Source organism: Pseudomonas sp. DF11 (genome assembly GCF_058148565.1).
In genome coordinates, this window is sequence record NZ_JBYVYN010000006.1 from 407,498 (window position 1) to 422,458 (window position 14,961).

The window sequence follows — 14,961 nt, forward strand, 5'->3', positions numbered from 1 at the left end:
TTTGTGGCGAGGGGATTTATCCCCGTTGGGCTGCGAAGCAGCCCTGATATCGGCCATCAAGGTGTGTCAATCGATTCGCTGTCGTAGCTTTTAGGGCCGCTCCGCGCCCCAGCGGGGATAAATCCCCTCGCCACAGGGGATGTGGCATGGTCAGTACACGCCACCAGTTGCTGGCTTCGGTGTGTCTTTGAACGTCGCTGCCAGTGTCTGCAAGCCCCGCATCAACACCGTCGTATCCACGCCCACCGCGACAAATGCCGCGCCGAGTTCGATGTAGCGGCGGGCGAGTTTCTCATCGGCGCTGAGAATCCCGGCCGCTTTACCGACCTGGCGGATGCGGGCGATGGCGTCCTCGATGGCCGCTTGCACTTGCGGGTGGCCGGGGTTGCCGCGAAAACCCATGGACGCACTCAGGTCCGCCGGGCCGATAAAGACCCCATCCACGCCTTCCACCGCCGCAATGGCATCCAGGTTGGCCAGGCCTTCGCGGCTTTCGATCTGCACCAGCAGGCACACCTGTTCATCGGCTTTATCGAGGTAGCCGGGGATGCTGTTCCAGCGTGACGCCCGGGCCAGTGCACTGCCGACACCGCGGACACCGTGGGGCGGGTAGTGGATGGCGCGCACCAGTTCGCGCGCCTGCCCGGCGCTTTCCACCATCGGCACCAGCAAGGTTTGCACGCCGATATCGAGCACTTGTTTGATCAGCGCCGTGTCGCCGATTACCGGACGTATCACCGGCTGGCTGGGGTAGGGCGCCACGGCCTGGAGCTGGCCGAGCAGGGTGCGCAAGTCGTTGGGTGCGTGTTCACCGTCGATCAGCAGCCAGTCGAAGCCGGCATTGGCCGCCAGTTCGGCACAGTAGGCATCGGCCAATCCCAGCCACAGGCCGATCTGCGCTTCGCCGCTGCGCAGGCGTTGCTTGAAGGTATTGATGGGCATGTCCATGAAGCGTTCTCCGATCAAACGAAACGGCAGGCGATGGAACCGAGCATGTCGTAGTCGACATGGAAGGTATCGCCGGGGTTGGCGGCCACGGGGCGGGTGAAGGAACCACCGAGGATGATCTGTCCCGGTTGCAGGGTGACGTCATAGGCCGCCAGCTTGTTCGCCAGCCAGGCCACGCCTTTGGCCGGGTGATTGAGCACTGCCGCCGAGACGCCGGACTCTTCGATCACACCGTTGCGGTAGAGCACCGCCGGCACCTTGCGCAGGTCGATCTCGGTCGGGCGTACGGCGCGACCGCCCATGACCACCCCGGCGTTGGCGGCGTTGTCGGAAATGGTGTCGAACACCTTGCGGGTCGCCTTGGTCTGCGGGTCGATCTGCTGGATGCGTGCGTCGATGATTTCCAGCGCCGGGATCACCCACTCGGTGGCGTCGAGCACGTCGAACACCGTCACGTTCGGGCCTTTCAACGGCTTGCCGAGAATGAACGCCAGCTCCACTTCCACCCGCGGCACGATGAAGCGCTCGAACGGGATGTCGGTGCCTTCGTCGAAGAACATGTCGTCCAGCAGCGCGCCATAGTCCGGCTCGGTGATGTTCGACGATACCTGCATGGCACGGGAGGTCAGGCCGATCTTGTGGCCGACCAGCTTGCGCCCATCCTTGATCTTTTGTGCCACCCAGGCACGCTGGATGGCGTAGGCATCCTCGATGGTGATGTCCGGGTGGTCGAGGGAAAACTGCCGCACCTGCTCGCGGGAGCGCTCGGCTTGGTCGAGGCGGGTGGCGGCTTGCTGGATGAAGTTCTGGTCGAGCATGGCAAGGGTCTCTTAGTGAGGATTGACGATGGCGGCCCGGGTGCGCAGCACCAACAAGCCGCCAAGGGCGATGAGCAGGGCCAGCACATACAGGGCGAGGCTGGCGCTCTGGGTGGTGTCGCGCATCCAGCCGATCAGGTAGGGCGCGAAGAATGAGGCGATGCTGCCGAAGGAACTGATCAGCGCGATCCCGGCGGCCTGGGTTCCGTTGGACAGGAACGCCGGCGGCAATTGCCAGAACATCGGCAACGCCGCGCTGGCGCCCATGCCGGCGACGATCAGGCCAGCCAGCACCAGGGTCGGGTTGCCGGGTGAAAGCCCGGCGAGCGCAATGCCCAGCGCTGCCATCAACAGCGGCACACACAGGTGCCAGCGGCGTTCGCGATTGCGGTCAGAGGAACGCCCGCAACCGATCATGAAGAAGCAGCCGGCCAGGTAGGGCACGGCGCTGAGTAGCCCGACCTTGCCGTCGCTGCCGATGCCGGCGCCGTGGATCAGGGTGGGCATCCAGAAGGCCAGGGTGTTCACCGCCAGCATCACGGCGAAGTACACCGCTACCAGCAGCCAGACCTGCGAGTTGTTGAGGATCGCCGAGAACGAGGTGATGGATTTGCGCTGTTCTTCAAGGTTCAGTTGTTCGCGCAGTTGCTGCTTGGCTTGTGGCGTGAGCCACTTGACCGCCTCGAAACTGTCCGGCAGGCACTTGAGCACGACGAGGCCCAGCAGGATCACCGGCAGCCCTTCGATGACGAACATCCATTGCCAGCCGCGCAGGCCGCCAAGGTCATGGAAGTGCTCGAGAATGCCGCCGGACAATGGCCCGCCAATCACCCCGGCCATCGGCACGGCGATGGCGAACAACGCGGTCACCTGGGCCCGACGCCGGGCCGGATACCAACGGTTGAGGAAAACCAGGATGCCAGGAAAGAAACCGGCCTCGGCCACGCCGAGCAGAAAGCGCAACACGTAGAAACCGGCTGCGCTTTCGATGAGGAACATGCCGGTGGACAAGGCGCCCCAGACCACCATCAGCGTGGCGATCCAGCGCCGCGGACCAACCCGGTCCAGGGCGATGTTGCTGGGTACGCCAAACAGCGCATAGGCGATGAAGAACAGCCCGGCGCCAAATCCGTAGACCGTGTCGCTGAACTGCAGGTCGGCGCTCATCTGCATCTTCGCGAAACCGATGTTGATGCGATCCAGGTGGGCGAAGAGGTAACAGACCAACAGCAGCGGCATCAGCCGCCAGGTGATGGTGGCATGGGTACGGTCGTGCGCGACGGTGCCGGCAGTGTCGGCGGTATTGGCTGTGCTCATGATCTTGTACTTTTTGTCAGAGAGGCCGATGGGGAGCGCGGGGCAGACGGATTCAGCTGGCCTGGCCCTTGAGGAAGGCGTGGACGTTGTTGGCCTTGAAGTTGAGCTGTTCGTGCAGCTCGATCATCTCGAAGGACAGGGCCAGCAGGCGTTGGGCCTGGAGTTCGGCGAAATGCGCGGTGATCACCTCGAAGAGTTTTTCCGCGACTTTCTGGCGCGTGGCCAGGTCGCGGCCATGGCCGACTTTCAAGGTCATGTGCACGAAGGCGTAGTCGTGCTTGCCGTCGGCCATGCGCCAGGTGTCCAGGCGCACGCCACGGCTGCGGATGCCGCCCAGGGGAAACACGCCGCTGTCGCCCAGCAAGGCGTGGACCTTTTCAAACAGGCCGGGCAGGTCGGCCTGCTGTTCGATGTTGTCGGTGTATTCAGCGATGAAATGGGGCACGGGGGCCTCCTGCGTCGGCAGCTTTGAGTTGTACGCTGCAAGCGACAAGTTGAAAGCGATCAGCTTGTCGCTTGCGGCTGCTGTTCAGACTGGAAAAATGGCGTTGATCTGGCCGGTGCCGGAGCTGCCGAAAGGTTCGGTGATGATCTCGGCGGGCTTGTCGTAGTCCGGTCCGCCGAGCAGCCCCAGCAGCATCGCCGTGTCATGCATCTTGCCTTCGCCAAAGCAGTGTTCGGCGTAGTCCGGAAGCATGGCGCAGAACTCTTTCCAGCGGCCCTGGCGCCACAGTTCGACGACGTGAAGGTCGACCTGCTTGTCGAATTCCCGCGTCCAGTTGTGGATGTTGGCTTCGGCGTTGCGATCATCGGAAAAGCGGTGGGACAACGAGCCGGATGCGAGCACCAATACCTTGCGATCACTTTTCTCTATGGCCCGGCGCACGGCGGCGCCGAAGGTGAAGCTATCTTGCAGACGGTGCCAGGCGCACCAGGCGGCGACCGACACGACGTTGAATTTCTGATCCTGCGGGACGTCCATGTGCATGTAGCGCATGGGCACCAGCGTGCCGTATTCCAGCTCCAGGCTTGGGATGTTGTGGGCCAGGGTGCGCACATCGACAGCATTGGCCTCGGCGGCGATCAGTTCGCCCAGTTCCGGGGCGCCCGAGTATTCGTACTCCATGTTCTTGATGAAGTGCGGCAGTTCATTGCTGGTATAGACGCCCTTGAAGTGCGCGCCGCTGTTGACGTGATAGGCGCTGTTGACCAGCCAGTGCACGTCGAACACCACGGCGGTATCGGCGCCCAGTTCACGGGCGCGGCGCCCGATTTCCTTGTGGCCGGCAATCGCTGCGGCGCGGCAACCGTGGTGCTTGCCGGGCAGTTCCGACAGGTACATCGAGGGAACGTGGCAGATTTTCGCAGCCAGGACGACTTCGCCCATGATGATTCTCCTGAAAAATTGTTCTTGTTGAATCTCGGGACAGCGGGTGAATCAAGTCTTGATGCGCTGGGTGGATCACAGCTCTTGTGGCGAGGGGATTTATCCCCGTTGGGCCGCGAAGCGGCCCTAAACCAGCAAACCCTATCAACCTGACACACCGTGGTGTCTGAGTTCAGGTCTGCTGCGCAGCCCAGCGGGGATAAATCCCCTCGCCACAGGGTTTATCATCAGGCTTGGTTGGGTTTACACCCCCCACCGCGGTATGTGATGACTGCCCATGGAGATGCAGACGTTCTTGATCTCGGCGAACACTTCAAAGCTGTACTGTCCACCTTCGCGCCCCGTTCCGGAACCCTTCACACCGCCGAAAGGCTGGCGCAGGTCACGTACATTCTGGCTGTTGATGAACACCATGCCGGCCTCGATGCCATGGGCCAGGCGATGGGCCTTGCCGATGTCCTGGGTCCAGATGTACGAGGCCAGGCCGTATTCGGTGTCGTTGGCCAATTGCAGGGCTTGGGCCTCGTCCTTGAACGGGATCAGGCACACCACTGGCCCGAAGATTTCTTCCTGGGCGATACGCATGTCGTTGTTCACATCGGCGAACACTGTCGGCTGGATGAACTGGCCTCGGCTCAAGTGGGCCGGCAAATTGGCCGGACGTTCCAGGCCGCCGGCCAGGAGGGTGGCGCCTTCTTCGAGGCCGATCTTGATGTAGCCGGTGACCTTGTCGTAGTGGGCCTGGGTGATCATCGAACCGACCTGGGTTTTCGGATCCTGCGGATCGCCGACGATCAGACGCTTGGCCCGTGCGGCGAACTCGGCTACGAACTGCGGGTAGACGCTTTCCTGGATGAAGATCCGGCTGCCCGCGGTGCAGCGTTCGCCATTGAGGGAAAAAATGGTGAACAGCGCCGCATCAAGGGCCCGCTCAAGGTCGGCGTCTTCGAAAATCAGTACCGGCGACTTGCCGCCAAGTTCCATCGAATACTTTTTCAACCCGGCGGTCTGCATGATTTTCTTGCCGGTGGCAGTGCCGCCGGTGAAGGAAATCGCTCGCACATCCGGGTGACGCACCAACGCATCGCCAGCGGTTGCGCCATAGCCCTGGATCACGTTCAACACGCCATTGGGCAGGCCCGCCTCGACCGCCAGGCGACCCAGCTCGTTGGCGGTCAGCGGCGACAGCTCGGACATCTTCAGCACGGCGGTATTGCCCAATGCCAGGCATGGCGCGGTCTTCCAGGTCGCGGTCATGAACGGCACGTTCCACGGCGATACCAGCCCACAGACGCCCACCGGTTGGTACAGGGTATAGTTGAGCATCTGATCGTCGACCGGATAGGTATGACCGTCCATCCGTGTGCAGACTTCGGCAAAGAAGTCGAAGTTGTGGGAGGCCCGTGGGATCAGCACATTCTTGGTCTGGTGGATCGGCAAACCGGTGTCGAGGGTTTCCAGTTCGGCCAGCTTCGGCACGTTCTGCTCGATCAGCTCACCGAGTTTGCGCATCAGTCGGGCGCGTTCCTTGGCCGGGGTGTTGGCCCATTTCGGAAACGCTTCCTTGGCGGCTGCGACCGCTTGGGCCACTTCCTCAGCACCGCCGCTGGCAACTTCGCCGATGGCTTCGCCAGTGGCCGGGTTGTAGTTGACGAAGACGTCTTTGCTTTCGACCTCACGGCCGTTGATCCAGTGTTTGATCATGCTGCTCAAGCCTCTTTACGGGATGCGAAGAACTCGGCTTCGCTGACAATGTGGTTGACCAGGCGACCGACGCCTTGCACTTCCACGATCACTTCATCGCCGGGCACCACGTCTGCCAGGCCTTCCGGCGTGCCGGTGGCGATCATGTCGCCGGGTTGCAAGGTCATGAAGCTGGACAGGTATTCGATCAGGTAAGGGATGTCGAAAATCATGTCGCGGGTCGAGCCTTCCTGGCGCAGTTCGCCGTTGATCCAGGTGCGCAATTTCAGGTTGCTCGGGTCCGGTATATCGGCCACATCGACGATCCACGGGCCGACAGGAGTCGTCGCATCGCGATTCTTCACCCGCAGGTTGGGGCGGTAGTAGTTTTCCAGGTAGTCGCGGATCGCGTAGTCGTTGCACACGGTGTAGCCGGCCAGGTAGCCCAGCGCATCCTCGCGCTTGACGTTGCGCGCGGTTTTGCCGATGACCGCCACCAGTTCGCACTCGTAGTGCATGTAGGCGACGTTATCGGGGCGCCAGGTCACCTGGTTATGGCCGGTGTAGGTGCCGGGCGACTTGATGAACGCCAGGGGTTCGGTCGGTGGTTTGAACGCCAGTTCGGCGGCGTGGTCGGCGTAGTTCAGGCCCAGGGCGAACATGCTGCCAGTGGCCGGTGGTAGCCACTGGACCTGGTCCTCGGCCAGCAGGCGACCGTCGGTCAGGCGCACGGCGTTGTCGGCTTCAACGGTAACGGCGTGGATCTGGCCGTCAAAACGAATGCGCGCGTGTTTCATGAACCTGCTCCTGTTTCCTCGGCCACGACGGTATTGACGAGACGGCCCAGGCCGCTGATCTCCACTTCGACACAATCGCCGGGCTGGACATCGACCCGACCTTCAGGTGTGCCGGTGATCAGCACGTCGCCGGCATGCAGGGTCATGAATTCGCTGATCTCGGCAATCAACTGGGGAATATTGCGGACGAAGTTCGCCGTGCTGTTTTGCTGGCGTACCTCGCCGTTGACGTACAGGGTGATCGCCAGGCTGTGAGGGTCGGTCACCTGGCTGGCCGGCACCAGTTCCGGGCCGATGGCACAGAAACCGTCCCGGCACTTGGCCTTGACGGCGGGGCGGTAGTAGCTGTCTTCCGGCAAGCTGAACTCATTGACGACGGTGTAGCCGGCCACGTAGTCCAGGGCTTGGGCGGCGCTGACACGACTGGCCGACTTGCCCATCACCACGCCAAGCGCCGGCCCTGGTTGCAGTATTTCGCCGTGACCGGGATGAACCACATCGGCGCCATGCCGGTTACGGGTATTGGGCGTCTTGATGAACAGCACGGGCTTGAGCGGCGGCTTCTGGTAGGGCGGTTGCTCGAACTCGGCGAGGCGCTGCTTCAGCAGCCCCTGGTAGTTCAGCGCGACCCCGAACAGGGTGCCGGTCGCGACGTCATGCAGGGCACGGCTCATGCTTGTCTCCTGGCGATGGCAGAGTGATGAGGGCTCTGCGGTTATTGTTAATGTGTTAACAGTTATAGTTAAGATGTTAACTATCGTCAAGCGTGACAGAATGACTGGGCACTGGTTGCCTTGTCGGATTCGAGGCAGGATGAGTGCAGCAGGTGCCTGAACCAGAATAAAAACGAGTACTGCGTGATGACTGACCGCCAGCCGATCCCGAACATCAACATTGGTCAGGTGTACGACCAGCGTTACAGCGACGCCGAAGTGCATTACGACCGGCTCGCCAACCTGGCGGATTTTTTCGGCCGCAACATGCCGGTCCACCGCCACGATCGTTTCTTCCAGGTGCACTACGTCAAGAGCGGCACCGTGCGCGTGTACCTCGATGACCAGCAGTACGTCGAATCCGGTCCGATGTTCTTCCTCACTCCGCCGACCATTCCCCATTCCTTCGTGACCGAGGCTGATAGCGACGGGCATGTGCTCACGGTGCGCCAGCAATTGGTGTGGCAGTTGATCGACGCCGACCCGAGCCTGGCGCCGGCAGGCGTGCAAATGCCGGCCGCCTGTGTGGCGCTGGCGCAACTGGGTCCTGGGCAGGCGGGGGAGGTGCGACGGCTGGAATACCTGTTCGAGGAACTGAGCGAGGAGGTGGTGGCGGGGCGTCCGGGACGCAGCGTAGCGCTGGACGGGTTGACACGGCTGATCATGATCAGTCTATTGCGGTTGTGTTCCAACTCCCTGGAAGCCAGGCCGGCGCGGCATGAAGACCTGAAGATATTTCATCGCTTCAACGAGCTGATCGAGGCCCACTACCTGCAGCACTGGCCGCTGTCGCGCTACGCCGAAGGCATCGGCGTGACCGAGGCGCGCCTCAACGACGTGTGCCGCCGTATCGCCGACCTGCCTTCCAAACGCCTGATCATGGAGCGGCTGATGCAAGAGGCCAAGCGCCTGCTGTTGTTTACCGGCAGTTCGGCCAATGAAATCTGCTACCAGCTCGGGTTCAAGGATCCGGCGTATTTCAGCCGGTTTTTCCAGCGTTACGCGCAGCTTACTCCCGGGGAGTATCGTCAGCGTCAATCGGGGCTGCGTTGAGCGCCACTAATGATGGAGACCAATACTTATTTGTGGCGAGGGGGATTTATCCCCGTTGGGCTGCGAAGCAGACCCAATGAGTCGATGCGCCGCAGAGTCTCATCCGAGGGCCGCTTCGCGCCCCAGCGGGGATAAATCCCCTCGCCACAGTTGCTCTTGCAGCGGTGTGATGGCGACACTAAGCTGCCGGCTCGTCCATTCGAACCAATCCGAACATGGCCAACCCCAGACCTTCATTGACCCTGACGCTGTTGCAAGCCCGCGAAGCCGCCATGGCTTTTTTTCGACCGGCGCTGAACCAGCATGACCTCACGGAACAGCAATGGCGGGTGATCCGCATCCTGCATCAGCAAGGGGAGTTGGAAAGCCATCAGCTCGCTCATCAGGCCTGCATCCTCAAACCGAGCATGACCGGTGTGCTCAGTCGCCTGGAGCGTGATGGCTTGGTGCGTCGGCAGAAGTCCAGCCAGGACCAGCGGCGGGTTTTTGTCGGGCTGACCGAGCTTGGCCAGCAGTGCTTCGTGTCCATGAGCGAGGGCATGGAAAGCAACTATCGGCGGATCGAAGCACAGTTCGGTGAGGAAAAGATGGAGCAATTGCTTGCGTTGCTCAATGAGCTGAAGAACATCAAGCCTTGAGCCTTGAGCCTTGAGCCTTGAGCCTTATTGGCTTTTGTGGCGAAGGAGCAAGCTCCCACGCCACAAAATCGCTTCATACCGCACTGCGTTCACGCAATTCCTGCAACCGATCAGCGCCGCCTTCTGCCACGCGATTCTCGATCAAGCGATCGGAGCCACCCTCGGCCACGCGACTATCGATTAACCGATCGGATCCGCCTTCAGCCAGTTGATGCGCAGCCTGGGCCGGGGCGTTCTTTGCCGAAGCCGCGTTCGACAGGCCGACACCGCCAACCAATGTCAGGGCGATAGCCAGGGACGATACTTTCGAGAAATTGAGCATGGTGATTCTCCTTGCGCTTGATTGAGTGGGCCGTGGCAGCGAATGTGTTGCTGTCCGGTGATCACAGTTAAACGCGCTGATGTATCGACGATGTGTGGCGGGAGAGGGCGAAATCCATTGTTTTGTATCAGTCCGCATTTCATATACAGACCGATACAAACTCGTAAGCGAGGGCAAGCGGATGGCTTGAAGGCCAGATCAGGGTTGGGCCAGGGCTTGTTTCAGCCGGTCCACCAACGTCGGCGTCATGTAGTGCGGGCCGTCGAACAGGTAGAGCGGGTAGCCTGCATAGGCCGCCAGTTGTGGCTTGAGTTCGGCGATTGTGGCAGAGCGGAAACCACCGCCGTATTGGGGCCGGAAGGCTTCGACGATGATCCGCACGCGGTCCTTGCCAAGTCGATCACGCAGGGCATCGGCGTAGTTCCTCGCCACCGGTGCGGTGCGAGCGTAGACGCCGACGCCATCCTGGAAAAATACGCCGATGTCGTTCGGCAGCCATTGCTTGAGCCAGTCTGCGGTAGCGGCGGGGCCGATGTTGGCGCCATCGTAGACGCTGATCCACAGCGGGCGCGGCAGCTTGGCCAGCAAGGCCGGCAGCTCCTTGGCAGCCGCCCAACTGGGGTCGACTTCGGCCGGAAAGTACCAACCGGTGACATGCAAAGGCGTCGGCAATCCGGCAATGCGCTCCGACAGCGCTGCCAGTTGCTCGATGTCGTCCCGTGAGCGGTTTTCACTGAAGTAGCCGGCCAGTCCGAGGATGACATCCTGGGCCCAGGGCGCCTTGGCGATGCGCGCCCAGTCTGGCAGTACCGGTACGCTGGGCAGGCCGGTGCCGGGCACAAAGGCCTGGTCGTCCACCACTGTCCATTGCACCAGCAGCTCGTGCACCCCCAGTTTTTCCCAATTGCCGCTGATGCCGACGGTCTGGTTGTCCGGCTGCCAGACGATGCCGACGAGGTTCGGTGCGGCGGTGATAGTGCTCATGTAGTACGTCCCTGCACCTGCGCCGAGGAGCACGGCCAGTGACAGCGCCGCGACGGTCCTGCGATTGACGAACTTTGCGAAGCTTTTCAAACAAGTCCCTTCTGGAGGCAGTGTAGTCGCGGCTCGGCAAGGCGAACCGCTTTTCGTAGCGATGGACCGGACATCACAGCAACGTCCTCAATAGGAGTAGGTCAGGCGCGCGAACACGCCTTTGGCGCGATCCTCGCCAAACACCCTGGCTCGGTATTGCAGGGAAAAGTCCACATAGGAACGTGGTGCGTTGTAGGCATCTTCCCGGAACCAATAGCGCACGTTGTTTCCTATCCCGATACCCCCGGCATCGCCGGAAGAAAAGCCACCGCCGGCGTCGCTCTTCATCTTGGAATCGTAGTCGATCGCTGCGACGACATGGGGGAAGGTCACCCAGCGCGAGCCGGTCCCGCCGATGGCATAACTGCGACCCACTTGCCATTCGCTGTTGAAGTAATCCCGCGAGTCTTCGATGTAGTGACCGACCTCGGCATACAGCTGGGAGGTCCACCAGCTCGGCACATCGACCCGCAGATCGGTACCGATGCTCGAACCGTAACCGAGTCGCACCAACCAATCGCCGTCGACATTGGAAGAACCGAGCGGGAAGGTCCGTTCAAGGGCCGCCATGATGTTGACCGAACTGAAGGGCTTGACCCGCACGCCGAGGGCGCCTTGCAGGGCATCCGCGCCCGTGTCCGAGTCGCTGTTCTTGCTCCAGAGAGTGTCGGTGATGCGCCCATAGAGTTCGACAAAGCGGCCATTGCGATAGCCCAGCGGACGCCACGACAGCTCGGTGCTGTTTTGCAGCAGGTCATTGCTTTCGCTGCCGCTGTTGCTGGCGCCCGGAGCGGCGCTCAGGCCACTGGAACTGCTGCCGCGATAGCTGGTGGTGCTGGTCAGGCCGAGTCTGCGCGATACATCGCCCACGGTGCGGCGGGTATCGAACAGCTGTTGCGCGGACAGCGGCGATTCAGCGGTTTTTTGCCCATCGATGACACGCTTGAAATACGCCACGGCTTCGTCGTCTTCATGAACTCGCATGGCGTTGTAGGCGGCGTCCTGGGCGGGTGCCGGTGCCAGTCCAGAGGTGGCGTCCGCTTTGCGGAATGCTGTATGGGCTGCTTCGTCATCGCCGGCCTGAACCAAATTGTAGGCAAGCTGCAGATCACTCAGCGGAGCCTGCTCGTAGGTGTTACCCGGGGAGATGGCGCAGGTCAGGCCGTAGGTGCTTTCCTGGCATAGCAGGACCGGTGGTGTGGATTGGGCCTGGGCGGAGCGGATGTCACGAGCTTCCCTTGCCGACAGGCCCGCAAGGCTCTGGGCCTGGTTCAGATCGTCCTGGGCCGCCTGCGTGTTGCCCTGGCGGTTACGGGCGTAGCTGCGCAAGACCCAAGGGGCGGCTTGACGGTCGTCCACCGCCAGCGCGGCAGAAGCGGCCTGTTCGGCAGAGGCGTCATCCTTCGCCGCCAACAATGCACTGATGAGTAATTGCTGGTTGGCGGCGATTTCCGGGGCCCAGGCCACTGCTTTGCGCGCCTGGTCCACGGCCAGGGCTGTGTTGCCTTGCTCCAGGGCGCGATAGCCCTGGGTCGCCAACGGGATGGCCAATTGGCGGCGAATGGCTTTGCGGCGCATCGACAACGTATTGTCGTTGGCGAAGGCGCCAAGGGCATCGCTGGCGGCGCGGTCGGCTTCTTCCAGGTGTTGTTGGCGTTCCAGGGAATCGATCAGCAACAGGCGATAGTCACGGCGCCGGGGGGCCTGGGCGACGGCCTTGCGGGCCGATTGCGCGGCCAGGCCGAATTGTCCGCGGTCATAGGCTTTGAATCCCTGGGACGCGGCGATGAAACCCGGCGCCGCACTGGCGGGACGAGACGCTGCCAGGGGCTGAGGATGGTCGCGCTGTTTCTTGTCCCGCTCGGCCAACTCAATCAGGGTGTTCAGGCGTGTCACATCGGCACGCAGGCGCAGGGCCTCGCGCGCCTTGGCGATGGCCAGTTCGTAATCTTTGCGTTCGTAGGCGCTGTAGGCGTCGTTGGCGGCGGTATAGGCCGGGCCGGACAATGGCAACGGTAACGTTTCGGCAGGAGCCAGCGCAGGTAGCAGGCTCAGCCCCGTGGCCAAAAGGGTCAGGAAGGGGCGGTTCATGCCGGGAGCTCCGTTGGGTAGAGATTGTGCTGGCGGGCCACGGCCTGTTCGATCGTCGTGCGTGGCAGCACGCCGCTGTCGACCAGGTAATCGCCGATGCGACCGTGGTGTTGGGGCCGATACTGGAGCATGACGCGACTGAATTCGTCGCGATCGAGCAGCCCCATTTCGATCAGCAGATCGCCCAGCAGCGGTGCCCGGGCATCGGGCACGGCATGACCGTTGTCCGCAGGCAGCTTGCGCAACAGCGCGAGAATTTCGCTTTCCCGCGCGATCAACTGCACAGGTTCGCTGCCCAGTTCGGCGCTGACCTGTTGCAGGCCTTCGTCGGGCAAGGGGTTGGCGACAGCGATCTGTTCGCGGCCTTGGCCGTTGTGTCCCAGGCACACGACTCGCCAGCGCAAGGCAAACTCGGCGCTCAAGGTGGATGTCGAGGCAGCGGCTTTTTCGGCGACGTCAAAGACCCGGGGCAGGTCATTCTGGAACGCGATGGCTTCAGCCAGGGTTTCATCGTCCAGCCAGCCGTTATTGAGCAGGATTCGTCCCAGCGGCACGTTGCGCGACCGTTGTTCGTCGAGGGCGCTTTGCAGATCCGTGTCGGTGATGGCTTGCCAGGACAGCAACACACTGCCCAGGCGGCGCGGCGCGATGGCCACCAGGTCGGTGGAAGGGAAATCGTGCATGGTCTTGTCCCAGACCAGCTTGCGATTCATCACCTTGCCCACCAGGAACATACGCCAGGCCCGGGAGGCGGCCATGAAGTTGACGAAGTTGCCGACCAGCATGCGGGGCATGGACAGCAAACCATGCTGCCAGCCGTACAGCACGGTGGTGAAGTAATAGCGGTGTACGATGCGCCAGGCCAGGGCGATGCCGTTGGCCAGCAGCAGGTATTTGACCAGGTCGTTGCTTTCAAACGGCGTAGGGAAGGTGACATCCCACAAGCCGCTGTTGCGCAGGATGATCAAGCCCAGCAGCTGTACCAGAATGACGTAGGCAATGATGCTCACGAATGCCGTCACCACCCCCTTGCGGTCACGAAACAGCAGGTATCGGTTGGCCAGCGAGCCGTTCCAGCCCATCTGTTCCCAGCCTTGCAAGCCGATGCCCAGGGTCCAGCGGGCCTTCTGTCGGAAGGCAGTGCGGAACGTGTCGGGGAAAAACTCGCGCACGCACAGCGGCATCGTCAGGGTCGATTCGTAGGGTTTGCGGAACCAGGATTTGCGCAGCACCCGGAACTGCACCGGGAAACGGACGAAGATCGCATTCATGCCCACCTTGGCCAAGCGCGCCCCAACGTCGTAGTCCTCGGTGAGGCTGTCGGTGTTGAACGGCTGGTTCTCGGTTTCACCGGCCAGCACCCGCAAGGCACGGTGGGAAAAACAGGTGCCGACGCCGGCCGAGGGCACGGTGTCGGTCATGCTTTCACGCACCACCAGGTCCTTGCCGTGCCATTCGGCGAACTCGTCCATGTAGACCCCCGCGACCCACTCGTACCAGTTGCGCTCCAGCGAGACCACCGGCAACTGGATCATGTCCTTGCGCGGCAGCAGGTAGTTGAACAGACGCAGTTCCAATGGATGCAGCACGTCTTCGCTGTCATGCAGGACGACGCCGGCGAAGGTCATGCCATGGGTTTTCTCATGCAGGAAAATCGCCTGGATCACCCAGTTCAAGCAGTCGGCCTTGCAGGTCGGCCCGGCATGGGGCACTTCCACCCGATGCAGTTGTTTGTAGCGTCTGCGCATCCGCTCGACTTCGTCGATGGTGCGCTGGTCGTTGATGTACGTGCCGACGAAGACCACGTAGTTCTGGTAGTCGAGCGTGGACACCATGTTCTCGATCATCGGCGCGATGACGTCGTATTCCAGCCAGGCCGGGACCATGATCGCCAGGGGCTGTTCGTCCCTGGCCATCAGTTGTTCGGCGGTCAGCGGCCGGTATTTGCGGTCCACGGTGAACTTGCGGTACAGGCGGCGGGACCAGTACCACAGGTCAATGATCAGATCGTCCAGGCTGGAGATCAGGATCAGTACCGCGACCACGATGGTCGCGGCTTCCAGGTAGTTGTAGTAATGAGCCAGCCAATACGGCCAATAAAGCGACGTCATCGAAGGGTA

The 14,961-nt window shown here is 62.0% G+C and carries 14 protein-coding genes; 2 read left to right on the top strand and 12 right to left on the bottom strand.

Features of this window, described 5'->3' with window-relative positions; all coding sequences use genetic code 11:
• Positions 1–150: 150 nt before the first annotated feature.
• The 8 genes from hpaI to AC30D9_RS19990 all read right to left on the bottom strand — a co-directional run bounded on the left by hpaI (position 151) and on the right by AC30D9_RS19990 (position 7,624).
• Entirely contained in the window at positions 151–948 is a 798-nt protein-coding gene (gene hpaI / locus AC30D9_RS19955; RefSeq protein ID WP_307570844.1) for a 4-hydroxy-2-oxoheptanedioate aldolase, read from the bottom strand.
• Between the two features lie 14 nt (positions 949–962).
• Positions 963–1,766 (bottom strand): 2-oxo-hept-4-ene-1,7-dioate hydratase, encoded by an 804-nt coding sequence (gene hpaH, locus AC30D9_RS19960; protein WP_307570843.1) that lies wholly within the window; start codon positions 1,764–1,766, stop codon positions 963–965.
• A 12-nt stretch (positions 1,767–1,778) separates the two neighbouring features.
• A complete protein-coding gene (locus tag AC30D9_RS19965) occupies positions 1,779–3,083 on the bottom strand; it encodes an MFS transporter (protein WP_490144687.1) in 1,305 nt (434 codons plus the stop codon).
• 52 nt (positions 3,084–3,135) lie between these two features.
• Positions 3,136–3,528 carry a tautomerase family protein gene (locus tag AC30D9_RS19970; RefSeq protein ID WP_046065466.1) on the bottom strand — a complete coding sequence of 131 codons (393 nt, stop codon included), beginning with the start codon at positions 3,526–3,528 and terminating at the stop codon, positions 3,136–3,138.
• Between the two features lie 84 nt (positions 3,529–3,612).
• Positions 3,613–4,470, bottom strand: coding sequence for a 3,4-dihydroxyphenylacetate 2,3-dioxygenase (gene hpaD / locus AC30D9_RS19975; protein ID WP_490144688.1), 858 nt, complete (start codon positions 4,468–4,470; stop codon positions 3,613–3,615).
• 243 nt (positions 4,471–4,713) lie between these two features.
• Complete coding sequence (gene hpaE, locus AC30D9_RS19980; RefSeq protein WP_307570839.1) at positions 4,714–6,174, bottom strand: 5-carboxymethyl-2-hydroxymuconate semialdehyde dehydrogenase; 1,461 nt, start codon at positions 6,172–6,174, stop codon at positions 4,714–4,716.
• A gap of 5 nt (positions 6,175–6,179) precedes the next feature.
• Positions 6,180–6,950, bottom strand: a complete 771-nt coding sequence (locus AC30D9_RS19985) for a fumarylacetoacetate hydrolase family protein (protein WP_490144689.1) — start codon at positions 6,948–6,950, stop codon at positions 6,180–6,182.
• Positions 6,947–7,624, bottom strand: a complete 678-nt coding sequence (locus AC30D9_RS19990; RefSeq protein ID WP_307570837.1) for a fumarylacetoacetate hydrolase family protein — start codon at positions 7,622–7,624, stop codon at positions 6,947–6,949. Before AC30D9_RS19990 ends, AC30D9_RS19985 begins: the two co-directional genes overlap by 4 nt.
• A 186-nt stretch (positions 7,625–7,810) precedes the next feature.
• Between AC30D9_RS19990 and hpaA the strand changes: the two genes are divergently transcribed.
• Positions 7,811–8,716 carry a 4-hydroxyphenylacetate catabolism regulatory protein HpaA gene (gene hpaA, locus AC30D9_RS19995; RefSeq protein WP_490144690.1) on the top strand — a complete coding sequence of 302 codons (906 nt, stop codon included), beginning with the start codon at positions 7,811–7,813 and terminating at the stop codon, positions 8,714–8,716.
• Positions 8,717–8,931: 215 nt separating this feature from the next.
• Positions 8,932–9,354 (top strand): homoprotocatechuate degradation operon regulator HpaR, encoded by a 423-nt coding sequence (hpaR, locus tag AC30D9_RS20000; RefSeq protein WP_134924147.1) that lies wholly within the window; start codon positions 8,932–8,934, stop codon positions 9,352–9,354.
• A 73-nt stretch (positions 9,355–9,427) separates the two neighbouring features.
• On the opposite strand, the gene AC30D9_RS20005 is transcribed toward hpaR, so the two are convergent.
• The 4 genes from AC30D9_RS20005 to AC30D9_RS20020 form a co-directional block, all read right to left on the bottom strand.
• A complete protein-coding gene (locus AC30D9_RS20005) occupies positions 9,428–9,676 on the bottom strand; it encodes a phage infection protein (RefSeq protein WP_307570835.1) in 249 nt (82 codons plus the stop codon).
• 198 nt (positions 9,677–9,874) lie between these two features.
• Positions 9,875–10,660 (bottom strand): alpha-amylase family protein, encoded by a 786-nt coding sequence (locus AC30D9_RS20010; protein ID WP_432421863.1) that lies wholly within the window; start codon positions 10,658–10,660, stop codon positions 9,875–9,877.
• Between the two features lie 177 nt (positions 10,661–10,837).
• Entirely contained in the window at positions 10,838–12,841 is a 2,004-nt protein-coding gene (locus tag AC30D9_RS20015; RefSeq protein WP_490144691.1) for an NfrA family protein, read from the bottom strand.
• A complete protein-coding gene (locus tag AC30D9_RS20020; RefSeq protein WP_490144692.1) occupies positions 12,838–14,952 on the bottom strand; it encodes a glycosyl transferase family protein in 2,115 nt (704 codons plus the stop codon). Before AC30D9_RS20020 ends, AC30D9_RS20015 begins: the two co-directional genes overlap by 4 nt.
• Between the last annotated feature and the right edge of the window lie 9 nt (positions 14,953–14,961).

What these genes read in the sequence shown, in the direction of transcription:
- AC30D9_RS20010 (WP_432421863.1), bottom strand. Translation starts at nt 10,660, where the DNA reads ATGAGCACTATCACCGCCGCACCGAACCTCGTCGGCATCGTCTGGCAG.
- hpaD (WP_490144688.1), bottom strand. Translation starts at nt 4,470, where the DNA reads ATGGGCGAAGTCGTCCTGGCTGCGAAAATCTGCCACGTTCCCTCGATG.
- AC30D9_RS19965 (WP_490144687.1), bottom strand. Translation starts at nt 3,083, where the DNA reads ATGAGCACAGCCAATACCGCCGACACTGCCGGCACCGTCGCGCACGAC.
- hpaI (WP_307570844.1), bottom strand. Translation starts at nt 948, where the DNA reads ATGGACATGCCCATCAATACCTTCAAGCAACGCCTGCGCAGCGGCGAA.
- AC30D9_RS20015 (WP_490144691.1), bottom strand. Translation starts at nt 12,841, where the DNA reads ATGAACCGCCCCTTCCTGACCCTTTTGGCCACGGGGCTGAGCCTGCTA.
- AC30D9_RS20005 (WP_307570835.1), bottom strand. Translation starts at nt 9,676, where the DNA reads ATGCTCAATTTCTCGAAAGTATCGTCCCTGGCTATCGCCCTGACATTG.
- AC30D9_RS20020 (WP_490144692.1), bottom strand. Translation starts at nt 14,952, where the DNA reads ATGACGTCGCTTTATTGGCCGTATTGGCTGGCTCATTACTACAACTAC.
- hpaH (WP_307570843.1), bottom strand. Translation starts at nt 1,766, where the DNA reads ATGCTCGACCAGAACTTCATCCAGCAAGCCGCCACCCGCCTCGACCAA.
- hpaA (WP_490144690.1), top strand. Translation starts at nt 7,811, where the DNA reads ATGACTGACCGCCAGCCGATCCCGAACATCAACATTGGTCAGGTGTAC.
- AC30D9_RS19990 (WP_307570837.1), bottom strand. Translation starts at nt 7,624, where the DNA reads ATGAGCCGTGCCCTGCATGACGTCGCGACCGGCACCCTGTTCGGGGTC.
- hpaR (WP_134924147.1), top strand. Translation starts at nt 8,932, where the DNA reads ATGGCCAACCCCAGACCTTCATTGACCCTGACGCTGTTGCAAGCCCGC.
- hpaE (WP_307570839.1), bottom strand. Translation starts at nt 6,174, where the DNA reads ATGATCAAACACTGGATCAACGGCCGTGAGGTCGAAAGCAAAGACGTC.
- AC30D9_RS19985 (WP_490144689.1), bottom strand. Translation starts at nt 6,950, where the DNA reads ATGAAACACGCGCGCATTCGTTTTGACGGCCAGATCCACGCCGTTACC.